Origin of the sequence: Hymenobacter sp. 5516J-16 (genome assembly GCF_022919335.1) — a bacterium.
Taxonomy (GTDB): Bacteria; Bacteroidota; Bacteroidia; order Cytophagales; family Hymenobacteraceae; genus Hymenobacter; species Hymenobacter sublimis.
The window spans coordinates 2683261-2696468 of record NZ_CP095058.1; the positions used below are offsets into that span (position 1 = coordinate 2683261).

Consider the following 13208-nt stretch of genomic DNA (forward strand, 5'->3'; position numbering starts at 1 on the left):
GGGGCAGATCGTGGTTCAACGCCCCCCGCTGGGTTCCGTACACCTCAACCTATGCGCTACCTCTCCCTCGACCTGGAAACCTCCGGCGGCAAGCCCCAGCGCCACCAAGTGCTGGAGCTGGCCGCCGTGGTGGAAGACACCAAGAAGCTGCTACCCCTGGCGGAGCTGCCGGCTTTCCGGCGGGTAGTGCGCCACCCCGAGTACGTAGGCACGGCCGGCGCCCTGGCCCTGAACGCCCGTTTGCTCCAGGAGTTGGCCAAAAAGGAGCCCAACCCCGAGCTGTGCACCCCCGAGGAGCTGCTCCCCCAGCTGCGCGAATTTCTGCTGGCCCATGGTTTCAAGCCCGACAAACAGAACTGCGTCACCGTGACTATGGCCGGCAAGAACATTGCCTCCTTCGACCTGGGTTTTCTGCGCGAGCTGCCCGGCTACGGTACCCTGGTGCGGGCTGAGCCAGCCATGCTCGATCCGGCGGCCTTCTACCTCAACTGGCGCAAAGACACCCGCCTGCCCACCATGCAAATCTGCAAGGCCCGCGCCGGCTTCGAAGACGATACCGTGGCCCACGAAGCCTTAGCCGACGCCCTGGACGTAGTGCAGCTGCTGCGCCCTTTCTATGAACTGCCGATATATAAGGAGGTGAACTAGCAAATGAGTTATTGAGTAAAGCACTGTTCTGGCAATGGCCCCGAAGCCACTCTTTACTGACCAGCGTGCTACCCTTCTAAATGTGACAAGCCCTTACCTCCGCTCTGGAAGTAAGGGCTTGTCAGCATTAATAGACTTGTCATAAAAAGAGGAAGGATGGCTTCTCGTGGCTTGCCCTGACACTTCACTCATGCGCTCATTCGCTAGTTCACCGCTTACCAGTCGCCGGAGGCGCCGCCGCCGCCGGAGCTACCTCCGCCGAAGCCGCCAAAACCGCCGCCTCCACCACCGCCACCAAAGCCGCCACCGCCACCAAACACGCCGCGGCCACCGCTGAAGTCGCCGAAGATGATGGGCGGTATCATGGCTCCACCGAAGCCGCCGCTCCGCCGGCCACCACTGCCGCCACCGCGGTTACGGAACAGGATAAACAGAATGAGCACGGCAATAATCACCCAAAAGCCAATTCCCGAGCCGCTGGAATCATCTGAGCGACGCGGGCGGGGCTGGGTGGTTTGGTCGGCTTTGTATTCGCCTTTGGCCAGGGCAATGAGCTGGTCCGTGGCCCGGTCTAGGCCCGCGTAGTACTGCTCTTCCTTGAAGGCCGGCACAATGGTGTTGGAGATGATGCGCTTGGCCAGCGCATCCGGAATGGCTCCTTCCAGCCCGTAGCCGGTATGAATGCGGGCCTTGTGCTCCTGCTGAGCTATCAGCACTAGGATGCCGTTATTATTGCTTTTCTGCCCGATGCCCCAGGTTTGGTAAAGCTGCTGGGCGTAATCAAAGATGTCGTAGTCGCCGAGGGTAGGCACTGTCACAACGGCAATCTGCGACGAGGTGGAGTCGTTGTAGGCTACCAGTTTTTGCTCCAGGCGCTGCACTTCCTCCGGGCGCATCATGCCCGCCAAATCATTGACCAGGCGGGGCGGGGAAGGGCGAGGCGGAACATTTTGCGCCAGGCCAGTGAGGTGGGTCAGCGCCAGTAGCAGGCTAAGCAGCCAGAGGCGGAGCGTAGGCATGGGGTAGTAAAAAGAAGGTAGCATCGACCTCATGCGCGCGGGGGCGGAGTGCCGCCAAACGAGATGGAGTCGTCGAGTTCGTTTTGGTCGGTGGCGGCATTATAGGGGAAGTAGCGGCGGAGTTGTTCTCCTACCAGCTGGATACCCTGTTCCAGGCCCGCCACGTATTTCTCGGTTCGGAAGTGTTGTAATACGTTTTCCTTGGCCATTTCCCAGAAATCGTCGGGTACGGCTGCGTTGATGCCCGCGTCGCCGATAATGGCGAATTGCCGGCTGTGCCAGGCCAGGTAAAACAGCACCCCGTTGCGCTGAGCCGTGCGGTGCATGCCCAATTCAGCAAATACCTGCGCGGCTCGGTCGAGGGGTTCGGGGGTAGGGCAGGTATCTTCCAGGTGCACCCGGATTTCGCCGGAGGTGCGCAGCTCCGCCTGCCGGATGGCAGCTACCAGGGCGGCTTCCTGCTCGGGGGTGAGAGGATTGGTCATGAGATGATAGGGTCTTGGGATCTTAAAGCCTTGGGGATTGGTTTCGTCCGGCGTAATTCGGCCAGAACAGTACCCAAGCCTGCAAAGCCCTAAGACCCCAACCTCTAATTAAAACTGAACGGTAGGTGCTTTCTGCGAGGCAGCATCGGCCTCGAAGTAAGGCTTCTCCTTGAAGCCGAACATGCCGGCAAACAGGTTATTCGGGAAGCTCTTCACGTAGCCGTTGTAATCGTTGGTGACCGTGTTGAACTTGTTGCGCTCCACGTTGATGCGGTTTTCCGTGCCCTCAATCTGGGCTTGCAACTCCTGGAAGTTGGCGTTGGCTTTCAGCTCGGGGTAGTTTTCCGACACGGCCAGCAGGCGGCCCAGCCCGCTGCTCAGCTGGCTCTGAGCTTCCTGGAAGCGCTGAATATTTTCGGGCGTCAGCTGATCGGCATTCAGTTGCACGCTCGATGCCTTGGCGCGGGCATTCACTACATCGGTCAAAGTCGACTTTTCAAAGTTGGCGGCGCCTTTCACGGTATTCACCAAGTTCGGAATCAGGTCAGAGCGGCGCTGGTAGGCGCTTTGCACGTTGGCCCACTGGGCTTTCACGGCCTGATCCTTGGATACCATGGAGTTATAGCCGCACGAGGACTGCGAGAGCAGCAGTACGAGGCCAGCAAAATAGAGCAGAAAGCGTTTCATGATTGGTTGGGAGAGGTGAAAAAATAAGGGAGTAAGGGTGTGAAAGAGGCCAGGGGAAAAGCAGGGCGGGAGTATTACAGGTATTTCCGAAACCTATTTCGCCTTTCCGCGCTTCACCTTTTCATCGCAGCAAAGTACGAATTCAAGCCAGTGCGGTTGTGATAGGTGCTGCTCCGGGTTCATTCCGTATTTTGCGCTTCGGTGCTTCCCGATTTCTCTCTCGCATGAAAGCAGTTATTCCCGTAGCCGGTATTGGCTCTCGTTTACGCCCCACACGCACACCCAGCCCAAAACGCTGGTGCCAGTAGCGGGCAATACCATTCTGGGCCACATCATCGACCGGCTGGTGGAGGCTGGCGTGCAGGAGTTCGTTTTTATCATCGGCTACCTTGGTGAGAAAGTGGAAAGCTACGTGCGCCGCCAGTATCCGCAGTTGCGCACGTCCTTTGTAGTGCAGGAGCCGCGCGAAGGCATTGCCCATGCCCTGTGGCTGGCCCGCGACCAGTTTCGCTACGAGGCGGATGGCATTCTTATTTTGCTCGGCGATACCATTGTCGACATTGACCTGCCCGAGATGATGCGGACGCCAGGCAACGTGCTGGCCGTGAAAGAAGTAAAGACGCCCTCCTTGTTTGGCTTGGTGGAAACTGGGGCCAGCGGCCGCGTCACGAAAGTGGTAGAGAAGCCCCGCATTCCAAAGTCGAACTACGCCCTAGTTGGCCTGTACAAGATTGCCAACCCCGACTGGCTGGCCTCGGCCCTGGAGCGCATCATTGATCAGGACCAGCGTACCCACGGCGAGTTCCAACTCACGGATGCCCTAATGCTCATGATTCAGGACGGGGCCGAAATGGTGACTACCTCCGTAGATAACTGGTTTGACTGCGGCCGTAAGGACAGTCTGCTTGAAGCCAATGCCCGCCTGCTTAACCGCACCGAGTTCCTGAAGCGCCGCGACTACCCCGAGTTTCCCGATACCATCATCATCCCGCCCGTTAGCATCGGCAAAGACTGTCAGATCAGTGGCTCCATTATCGGCCCCAACGTGGCCATCGGCGACCGAACCATTGTCAAGAACACGATTCTGAGCGAGTCCATCATTGGCTCTTATTCGGAGTTGCGCTCTGCCGTTATGCACGACTGTATTGTAGGCTCCGACGCCCTGTTTAAAGGCACCCGTCACAGCCTCAACATCGGCGACAACACCGAAATTGACTATAGCTAAGCGGTGAGATGGTGAACCAGTGAGTTGACGTGCTGACGGCGCAAGTGGCGCAGTTTGGCGTCGTCAAAACAGCAAAATCAGCACTTCGCCACTTCACCATGTATCCGGCACGGGCAGATTGTCGTTACTTTAGCCCGATGCGCCACCTGACTTCCTTTTCCCGCCTGTTGCCTGCCCTTGGGCTTGTCTTACTACTACTGCCCGGCTGCTACTCCCGCTCCGATATAAAGACGGAAGAAGGGGCCGCGAAGGAAGCTCCCACGGACGTAGCCCCAACGGAAGTGCCCGGGGCCGTGCCAGTCAGGACCCCAGAGCCGGCGGTAGCCGCTGCGGCTACTGCGCAGCCTTTGCAGGCCGTGAATGTGTTTCTGGAAGTATCAGGCTCCATGGAAGGGTTTATGCCTAAAACTGGGGCCAGCGGCGAGAATACCAAGTTTCAGCAGCACGTAGCGCAGTTTCTCTCAGAAGTAAACCGCACCTCGGCGGCCCGACAGAAAACGTTCTACCGCATCAAGGAGCGCCCCTATAAAGATTCCTATCAGGGCATATCGACCACCGTGCGTAGCGGTATTCAACAGCCTGCCAAGAGCACTGATATTCCCTCGGTGCTGGATACGCTGATGAGCAACTACTACCAGCCCGGTAGCGTGAGCGTCCTGATTTCGGACTTTATTTATTCGCCGAAAAACGCCGGCGCCATACCTTACATCAAAACCGACATTACCGACGCGTTAACCCGTAGTGGCAGCCGCCCCGAAATGGCGGTGTCGGTGTACGGCTACACGTCGGATTTTCGCGGTACCTACTACCCGGCGCTGGTAGCTTCGGGCAAGAAAACCAACTGCTGCGACACGGAAATTCCCTACTACATCTGGGTGGTAGGTCCCGCCGATGCGGTCCGGAAGTTTGACCAGTCTTTGCTGGAGCAACAGCCCAGCAAACAGGCACATTTCGGGGTTACCTACCCCCAGCCGAACTACTCCTTGCTCAGCAAGTTTCAGAACAAAGGCAGCTGGTACTACGGCGACGCGGGCGCCAGTAAGCGTAACGCCGAGAGCTACCGGGTAGTAGCCGTAAGCGAAGCCTCGGCTCAGCAGCCCGTGGAGTTTGTGGTCGGAATGGACTTGACGACCCTGCCCGGCCAGTACCGCGACTTGGCCTACCTCAAGCAAAACCTGAAGCTACAAGGTGTGGATACCGACGCCAAGCTACTAGATGTGACGGCGGCCACCAGCCAAACCAAGGCCAGCAGCGGCCCAGAAAGCAAGTTCACCCACTTTGCCAAGGTGCGCCTGACTACCCCGCCCAAAGCTGCCCGCCCGCTGGTGCTCAAGCTCCAGGACCAGCGCCCCACCTGGGTAGCCCAGTGGACTACCAAGAACGATGCAACGCCCGCGCCCAGAACCTTTGCGCTAAGTTCCCTACTCGATGGACTAGAAGCGCGAAGCGGCGCGGAAAAAAAGTCAATTTTTGAGTTGCCATTGACCTTACAGCCAGGCGAATAACGCCACAGGAGCTTTCAACCATCCGGCGCAGCCCGCCCACAGCAGCGCAATTGGAATGGTTTTCGTTCATTAACGAATCTGAATGCCGTAGTATCTGAGCTGCGGCTGTGCTTACAATTTCGTTCCGTCCCTATCGTTCAACGAACTGCCAACGGCTAGTTGGCCCTTCTCCCTTCCATGAAAGCACTGTTCCGCTCCATCTACGAACTTATCGGTGCCCCCCAGCCACCCGCCGATACCCCCGTGTACCGCGACGTCGTATTCCCCAACATCGGCCTGCTGAACATTGGTATTTCGCTGGCCCTAGTGGTTATCTTCTACTATGTCATCAACCGGATGATGGGGGTGGCTACTTTTAATAAGGGTCGGCACTGGGCTATTTTCCTGGTGCTTAATGCCCTGATTGCTTTCGGAATTGCTATTAGCCAGGCCCACGCCCAACAGGTTACGGACCATAGCTACATCTACTGGCTGGCTACCTGGAACGCCATTCTCGGCCTGATCTGGTTTTTCCTTTTCTCCTTGATTTTACGGAAGGGTTCTACTAATGCCAGCACGACACCTTTTTAAATTTAGAAGTGAGAATAGAGAGCCTAGAGCTTAGAATCGTATAGGATATCAGTCTAAATGTCCGAAAGACTCTCAGCTCTCAGCTTTCAGTTCTCAGCTCCTCCTTCCCAACATGGCTAAACTCTTTTTATTCGGTATTGGCGGCACGGGTTCCCGCGTGATTCGCTCGCTTACCATGCTGTTGGCCGCGGGCGTCGATCTGCCCAACTGCGACCGGGTAGTGCCCATCATCATCGACCCCGACGCCCACAACGGCGACATGAACCGCACGGTGCAGTTGCTGCAGAGCTACCAGCAGATTTACAAGCGCCTCGGTCCGCGGGAAGAAGGCTTCTTTAAAACCGATATCAGCACCCTGAGCGGCATTTCGCAGGATGTAAACGGCTCGGTAAAGGATACGTTCATCTTCGATTTCGGCGGCATCAACCAGAGCTTCCGGCAGTACCTGAGTTACGACGGCCTGTCGGTGGACTCCAAGGGCCTGGTGGATTTGCTCTTCACCCAGGACAACCTGGAAAGCCCCCTGACCATTGGCTTCCGCGGCTCCCCGAACGTAGGCAGTATTGTGCTGAACAAGCTGGTGGAAAGCCCCGAAATGCGGTTCTTCGCGGATAACTTCCAGGACGGCGACCGGGTGTTCTTTGTGTCGAGCATCTTCGGCGGTACGGGCGCGGCGGGCTTCCCGCTCATGCTCAAGAACCTGAAGGACACGAACACCCGCCTCAGCAACGCCCGCTACCTGCGCGACGCCCCCACCGGCGCCGTAACGGTGATGCCCTACTTTGCCCTCCAGAGCGAAGACAACGCCGTCATCGACTCCAACAACTTCCTGACGAAAACCAAGGCGGCGCTCAGCTACTACGAGCACAACCTCCAGGGCCTCGACGCGCTGTACTACCTCGCCGACACCCCTGATACGCCCTACGAAAACCAGCCCGGCGGTACCCAGCAGAAAAACAAGGCGCACGTAATTGAGCTGCTGGCGGCCCTGAGCATCGTGGACTTCATGCGCTACTCGCCCACGGAGTTGCGCACCGGCGGCCCGCACTTCCACGAGTACGGCTTGCAGGCCGACGCGCCAGAAATTCAGTTTAGCCACCTGCCCGATGAGTCGCGCGAAATCATTGCCAAGCAGCTCACGCAGTTCTTGTACTTCACGCGTTACCACAAGCAACACCTGCCCACCGACAAAGCGCCCTACGCCGACAACCTGAAGCTGGACTACGCCATGCGCAACGAGCCCATCTTCCGGGAGTTGAACACCTTTCTGCACGGCCAAGACCTGGGCGCCGACCAGTGGCTAGTAGAACTGGCCCAAAACCGCCGTTCCTTCCGTCCCTTCGACCTGCAGACCGACGACTTCAACGCCATGATTCTGGGTAAGCCCGTCGAAAAGAAGTGGAACGACTTCTTCAACAAAGGCCTCAGCCACAACTACCTCCTCGACAACCTCAACAAAACTGAGAAGTCCATCCAAGAACCCGACAGCTTCCGCAAGATGCTGGAACTGTTCTATGAGGTGACTGATAAGGCGTTTGAGGAGAAGGTGAAGGTGGTGTGACCCCACCCCAACCCCTCCCCGGTGGGGAGGGGCTCTAGTCTTAGTTTTCTAGTTGTAGTTTCTAGCAGTAAAACGCCCCGTACAACCTCCCATAGTCGTCTGGCACCCCCTCCCCACCGGGCCGGGGGCCGGGGGTGGGGTCCCGATATGGCCAAAGTCCTTCGCTTACATAATAATGGCTCCCAGCAAGTTCAGGGCTGGCAGAAAACGGCGCCGGTAACGAGCACCGAAATCAACACCGTTACGGACCCGGCCGGGGGCAAGTCGCGCAACTTGGCCGTGAGCATTCCGACGCCCTTTGCGCGGATGCACCTGTTTGAAACGGCCTTCGATTTCCTGGCCCGCGAAGGGCAGCGCAACCCGGGCTCGGTGTACCACGAGCTGACGACCCATTTCTGGGACCTGCTGGAACTGCTCTACAACTACCACCTCTACACCCAAGCAGGCCGCAAAATCACGCTACGCCGCTGGAACGCCGAGGCAGAAATCCGGCGGATGCGACAGAGTGAAGGTACGCGCCTGCTGGGCGAAACCCTGCAGCTCTACATGCAGGACGAACGGTTCCGTGACTTCACCGACATGTACCTGGTGTACTATGAGTCGCCGGAATTGGCGGGTGGCACGCGCCTGCTGGGCGGTACCTCGCCGCTGACCATCCTGTTCACCGGCCCTGAGGTGCAGCCCCTGGACCTGGAGCGCCCCCAGGCCCGCGGCCACTACTTCGACAAGCAAACCGTGCTGCTCGAAGACCGGGATCCGCAATTCCGGGAGTTCGTGTATGAGCTATTCCTGGCCTACCCGCAGCTGCAGCGCCGCGAGTTTGCCGGCAGCGTGTACGCGGGCCTCGACCGGAGCAAAATCAACCAGCTCCAGATGCAGGGCGACCGGAGCGCGCAGCAGTTCGCCAGCCGCTACCCCGCGCTGGTAGACGTGCACGGCAACTTGGTTAGCGTGAAAGGGGTGCCGCTACCCGGCCGCGCCGACCAATCGGCTGTGACCAGTTCCGACCTGTTCATTCAGCCTACCCGGGAAGCTGTGGGCGGGCGGCCGCGCCCCTTGGTGCTGCGTCCGAACCTCACGATGCCCGGCGCGAACTACCTCAACGGTCAGCCCTGGGACGACCGCACGCCAGTGCCTTACCATGATGAAGTGGCCCTGGAAAACCGCGTGCTGCCCGGCAAAGGCTTCAAATACCCCTACCTCACCGTAGGCGACTTGCTGGAAGACTCGCTGGTAGAACTGCCCTACGAGCTGAACACCCAGCGTTTCCACACTGGCAAAGTCACCTTCCAGTACGGCGCCGACGGGCAGGGCAGGGCCCGTTTCCCCTACCTGCTCCCGCTGAAGCAAGCCTTCTTCGAGTACTTCACGGAGAACGAGCTGGCCGAATTGCTCACCTTCACCATCGACCTCAGCCACGTGCGCGTGCAACTGCGGGTACCGGTGCAGGCGGGGCGCTTTATCACCTTCGAGCGCAGCTACTACACCAATCCGCAGAACCCGAAGGATGCCCAGGGCCGCGAGATTCTGGAGAAGGGTCGCATTGTGAAAGCCACCGTGGGCGTGGGCGTGTTCCCCTTCTACAAAGTGCGCTACCAGCCCGAGTACAACGACCTCTACAAGGTAATGCTGGTGGATGCCGACAACTCACCCACCATGCTCAGCCGCCGCTACGACCTGCAGTTCTTCGTGAACGGGGAGCGAATCACGGAGCAGGGTGCCGCTCGCCGCGCCACGCGCTACGAGCGTACCCAGAAGAGCATGGCCACCGCCGGCAGCACCTACTACGAGGTGACCGGCACCCACTTCGACCTCGTCGAGCTGACCTGCCCGCCCGCTACTATCGGCGCGGAGCCGGCCCGCGGCCTGTTCGTACCGCGTTGGCGCGAGCTAGACCGTGGTACCCGCCGCTTCACTTTCGCGGTAGACTTCGGCACCACCAACACCCACATTGCCTACGCCGATTCGCCCACCGCGCACCCCCGCCCGCTCACTATTGGCGAGGCTGATGTGCAAGTGGAGTGGCTGCACGCGCCGGTAGCCGATGCGGGCCTCTCAGCGGCCCAGCGCTACCGCACCGGGGCCGGCCAAATCTGGACCTACATTGCTACCCTGCAAAACCGCGAGTTTGTGCCCTCCTTCGTGGGTGAAGGCGGCTCGGTGTATGAATTTCCGATTCGGACGGCGGTTTGCGAAACCACGTCATTTGCCAATGAGCCCGCCAAGGTGCTCAGCAACATCAACATCGGTTTTAGCATCAACACCGAAAACGCCTCGGAGCTACCCCAGAACCGCTTCATTACCAACCTGAAATGGTCGGCGGAGCTGGACCCGCAGGGCGTGTCGCGCATTGAGGCCTTCTTCAAGGAAATTCTGCTGTTGCTGCGCCATAAGGCGGCTTTGCATGGTGGCATTCTGGAAGATACCCGCGTGGTGTGGTTTGCGCCGCTGAGCTTTGATGGGTTCCTGCGCAACCAGTTCCAGCAAGTCTGGGACGAGTCGTTCCAGCAGGTGTTCAAGGCCCGCCGCCCCACCATCTGCCTCACCGAATCGGTGGCCCCGTACTACTACCTCACCGCCACCAACCAGGTAGTGCCCAACCGCGACGAAAACGTGGTGAACATCGACATCGGCGGCGGCACCACCGACTTGCTACTCTTCGCCGACCAGAAACCCGCCTACAGCACCTCGTTCCGCTTCGCCGGCGACGACCTATGGGGCGACGGTTATGCCCGCGTGCAGGGTGCGCCCAAGCAAAACGGCCTGCTTCGCCTGGGCGTCGGCCATGTGGAAAGTCTGCCCGATTCCGAGCAAAATCAGGAGTATAAAGGCTACCTGCGTGCTGCCCTTAGCAATACTGATTTTGGTTCTGCTGACGTGACCAGCTTGCTATTCAAGTACGATGACGCGCTACGCTTTACCCAGGCCCTGGGCCTCGGTAAAGGCCGGCAGTTGCGGGTGCTGTTCTACCTGCACTACACCAGTATCATTTACCACACGGCGCAGTTGACCAAGCACCTCGGTCTGAAAACGCCGCGCTACCTCTGCTTCTCCGGCAAAGGCAGCCTCTACCTGCGCCTATTGGCTGGTGGCAGTTCTTTGGTCTCTATTGAGAAGATTACCAAAGCCATCTTCCACGCCGTAACCGGCACCGAGCCGCCCCATAACTTCCGCGTCATCCTGGCCGATAACCCCAAAGAGGCTACTACCAATGGCGGCGTGCTATTCGAGGAGAAAAGCAACACTTCGGACTACGACAGCATCAAACCCGTGAAGTACAGCGGCACCGTGGAAGGCACCGAGCTAAACCAGCAGCGCCTCAAGCTCCCGCAGGTAGATGCTGCCTTGAAGGACCAAGTGTTGGAAAACGTGCGGCAGTATTTGACGCTCGTGCTCGAAGGCGATGAAGTAGCGCCCTACCTGCGCGAAGTAGGCGTGGACGTAGACCGTCAGCGCGTAAAGGACATTCTGCAGCGCGAAATTGAGGACAGCTTAAGCCTAGGCCTGCACCAGTTCCAGCGCCAGCTTTCCTCTGACGAAACCCTGCCGGAAACCCTGTTCTTCCTGCCGCTGAAACAGGCCCTGTACAACCTGAGCCGCGAGTTACAAGCGTAGTGCTGAACAACCATTTTATAGCTAATAGCTAAAGCTAGGAGCTAGTTCCCTTCTTGGAAAGGAGGGACTAGGGGTGGTTGACCGAAGTGTTGAACGAGCACTAGAGCTAACTCTAAAAACTGTTCTACCCTCATCAACCACCCCCAACTCCTCCTTTCTAAGGAGAGGAACTAGCTTTAGCTCTAACTTTTCCAGACCTACCCAACACCCTATGACCCTTTCCCGTCGCGCTGCTTCTTTGCTTACCGGCCTACTGCTTCTGGCGGCGGGCAGCCACGCTCAAACGCCTCTCGGTCAGCCTACGCTGGATGAGCAGAAGGTGCAGATTTGGTGCGCTACGGCCAAGTTCGTGTACGAGGATACTGGCCGGCCCAACCTCAAGGGTAGTCTGCGTTGTGGGGGCTCTTTAAAAGAGTTTGAGAATAGCATCAAGGCCGACAGCCAGCGGGTGTACTCGGCGCTGTATCAGCCCTTGGAGGCGCGCGGGACCATGTACAAGGGCCTGGGCTCCAACTCGTCCCGTCTGCAGAAGCTAACCACGGAAATCATTAACCGGCTGAAGTCGTCGCCGGCTCGCCGGGCCAGCCCAGCCCGCATGCAGAACGTGGCGACCCTAGAAACGGCGCTGAACGGCTACGTGCAGAACGGTACGCCCATCGGTGAGCTGGCTCCCTCCGAAGCCGCTGCTGCCGAAACAGTTGATACCACTGCCACCACCGACGAAACCACCGCCGCCGCTACGCCCGGTGATGCTGGCTTAGCGGAAGCTGGCGTAGCTACTCCCGTGGCTCAAACAAGCAGTGGAGCAGGGGAGAGCCTTATGAATAAGCTTTTCGGGCCCTTGGCACTCATCCTTTCGCTGCTCAGCTTGGTGCTTTACGCCTTGATGCGCAAAAACATCGGGGCGTTTCAAAAGGAGCTTAGCGCCCGCATCGACAAGCGCCGCGACGAGATACTGGCCCTGCAAAGTGCCCCGGCAGGTAGTGGAGCCCGATCTGCTGGGACACCAGCCGCCGACCGGCTGACACCAGCCCAACTGCGCGAAGTGGAGAAGCTAGTGCAGCAGCGCGTGGAGGAGGAAATGAAAAAGCTACGAGGACAAGCGCCCGCCGTTGCCACAGCTGCTGCCGTGGCAACGCCTTCCCAGCCAGACAACACCAGCGCACCTGCTCCGGCGCCAGCGCCGCTACCACAGCCTGCGGCGCCAGTTGCTGCGCAAGTGGCGGCCGTGTACTCCGCTCCGGCCCAGCCCACGGAATTATCGGCGGTACCGCCCCTGACACCTGCCGGGCCGCCCTCCGCCTCTCCGCAGGATGAATTTGACAGCTTGGTTCCGCCGGTGCAGCTGCCCGCGCCCCCGGTTCCGGCGGCTGCCCTACCCCAAACGCGCTACGTCAAGGTGCCCGTCAACGGTGCTTTTAGCGAGTATGACTTCAGCGACGAGCCCCAGCACGACAGCATCTACGAGATTCATCTGGATCCGCAGTGGCCCGAGCTGGCTACCTTCAGCGTAACTTCTAACTCGGCGGTGCACGCCTACGCCATTCAGAGTGCGCAGTACTCCTTGCGCGAAGCCTGTAAGTATCAGCAGCCTACTGGCCCGGTTACCCGCATCATAACGGAAGAAGAGGGTGTGCTGCGCAAAGTGGCCGGCACCTGGCAGATTGAGCAGAAGGCGGCTATTCGATTCGAGTAAATCATGCAGGCTACGGCACACTGCGTTAGGTGTCGTAGCCGCATTTCTCTTTATTGTATAGGTAAGCAACGGCTGACGCATGCTGTCCGCTCTACCGCTTAAGGAACTGCGCCGGGCCGCTTCGGCTGTTTCCCTTGCAGACCAGTTCATTGTTAAGTGCCTGTGTACTATGCGCAGCCCTTAAAACACTGCCGGCC

At 58.9% G+C, this 13208-nt stretch carries 10 protein-coding genes; 7 read left to right on the forward strand and 3 right to left on the reverse strand.

Features of this window, described 5'->3' with window-relative positions; genetic code table 11:
• Nucleotides 1-51: 51 nt before the first annotated feature.
• On the forward strand, nt 52-648 hold the full coding sequence (locus MUN84_RS13360) for an exonuclease domain-containing protein (protein WP_244694530.1): 597 nt from the start codon (nt 52-54) through the stop codon (nt 646-648).
• Nucleotides 649-863: 215 nt separating this feature from the next.
• Here MUN84_RS13360 and MUN84_RS13365 read toward each other — a convergent pair whose 3' ends face one another.
• The 3 genes from MUN84_RS13365 to MUN84_RS13375 form a co-directional block, all read right to left on the reverse strand.
• Nucleotides 864-1667 (reverse strand): TPM domain-containing protein, encoded by an 804-nt coding sequence (locus MUN84_RS13365; protein WP_244694531.1) that lies wholly within the window; start codon nt 1665-1667, stop codon nt 864-866.
• A gap of 29 nt (nt 1668-1696) precedes the next feature.
• Nucleotides 1697-2152 (reverse strand): TPM domain-containing protein, encoded by a 456-nt coding sequence (locus tag MUN84_RS13370; protein WP_244694532.1) that lies wholly within the window; start codon nt 2150-2152, stop codon nt 1697-1699.
• A gap of 108 nt (nt 2153-2260) precedes the next feature.
• On the reverse strand, nt 2261-2839 hold the full coding sequence (locus MUN84_RS13375; protein ID WP_188557895.1) for a LemA family protein: 579 nt from the start codon (nt 2837-2839) through the stop codon (nt 2261-2263).
• A 298-nt stretch (nt 2840-3137) separates the two neighbouring features.
• Here MUN84_RS13375 and MUN84_RS13380 point away from each other — a divergent pair, with 298 nt between their 5' ends.
• From MUN84_RS13380 to MUN84_RS13405, 6 genes are all read left to right on the forward strand, one after another.
• Nucleotides 3138-4064: a sugar phosphate nucleotidyltransferase gene (locus tag MUN84_RS13380; RefSeq protein ID WP_244694533.1), complete on the forward strand. Its 927-nt coding sequence runs from the start codon at nt 3138-3140 to the stop codon at nt 4062-4064.
• A gap of 137 nt (nt 4065-4201) precedes the next feature.
• Nucleotides 4202-5569 (forward strand): hypothetical protein, encoded by a 1368-nt coding sequence (locus MUN84_RS13385; RefSeq protein WP_244694534.1) that lies wholly within the window; start codon nt 4202-4204, stop codon nt 5567-5569.
• Nucleotides 5570-5746: 177 nt separating this feature from the next.
• Nucleotides 5747-6139 (forward strand): hypothetical protein, encoded by a 393-nt coding sequence (locus MUN84_RS13390; RefSeq protein WP_244694535.1) that lies wholly within the window; start codon nt 5747-5749, stop codon nt 6137-6139.
• Between the two features lie 112 nt (nt 6140-6251).
• Nucleotides 6252-7700: a hypothetical protein gene (locus MUN84_RS13395; RefSeq protein ID WP_244694536.1), complete on the forward strand. Its 1449-nt coding sequence runs from the start codon at nt 6252-6254 to the stop codon at nt 7698-7700.
• A 147-nt stretch (nt 7701-7847) separates the two neighbouring features.
• Nucleotides 7848-11315 (forward strand): hypothetical protein, encoded by a 3468-nt coding sequence (locus MUN84_RS13400; RefSeq protein ID WP_244694537.1) that lies wholly within the window; start codon nt 7848-7850, stop codon nt 11313-11315.
• Nucleotides 11316-11526: 211 nt separating this feature from the next.
• The gene (locus MUN84_RS13405; protein ID WP_244694538.1) at nt 11527-13011 is read left to right on the forward strand and encodes a hypothetical protein; all 1485 of its coding nucleotides are present in this window, start codon (nt 11527-11529) and stop codon (nt 13009-13011) included.
• The last annotated feature ends 197 nt before the right edge of the window (nt 13012-13208 follow it).

Excerpts from the sequence above, each read along its gene's own strand:
- MUN84_RS13360 (WP_244694530.1), top strand. The coding sequence starts at position 52 with ATGCGCTACCTCTCCCTCGACCTGGAAACCTCCGGCGGCAAGCCCCAG.
- MUN84_RS13365 (WP_244694531.1), bottom strand. The coding sequence starts at position 1,667 with ATGCCTACGCTCCGCCTCTGGCTGCTTAGCCTGCTACTGGCGCTGACC.
- MUN84_RS13370 (WP_244694532.1), bottom strand. The coding sequence starts at position 2,152 with ATGACCAATCCTCTCACCCCCGAGCAGGAAGCCGCCCTGGTAGCTGCC.
- MUN84_RS13375 (WP_188557895.1), bottom strand. The coding sequence starts at position 2,839 with ATGAAACGCTTTCTGCTCTATTTTGCTGGCCTCGTACTGCTGCTCTCG.
- MUN84_RS13385 (WP_244694534.1), top strand. The coding sequence starts at position 4,202 with ATGCGCCACCTGACTTCCTTTTCCCGCCTGTTGCCTGCCCTTGGGCTT.
- MUN84_RS13390 (WP_244694535.1), top strand. The coding sequence starts at position 5,747 with ATGAAAGCACTGTTCCGCTCCATCTACGAACTTATCGGTGCCCCCCAG.
- MUN84_RS13395 (WP_244694536.1), top strand. The coding sequence starts at position 6,252 with ATGGCTAAACTCTTTTTATTCGGTATTGGCGGCACGGGTTCCCGCGTG.
- MUN84_RS13400 (WP_244694537.1), top strand. The coding sequence starts at position 7,848 with ATGGCCAAAGTCCTTCGCTTACATAATAATGGCTCCCAGCAAGTTCAG.
- MUN84_RS13405 (WP_244694538.1), top strand. The coding sequence starts at position 11,527 with ATGACCCTTTCCCGTCGCGCTGCTTCTTTGCTTACCGGCCTACTGCTT.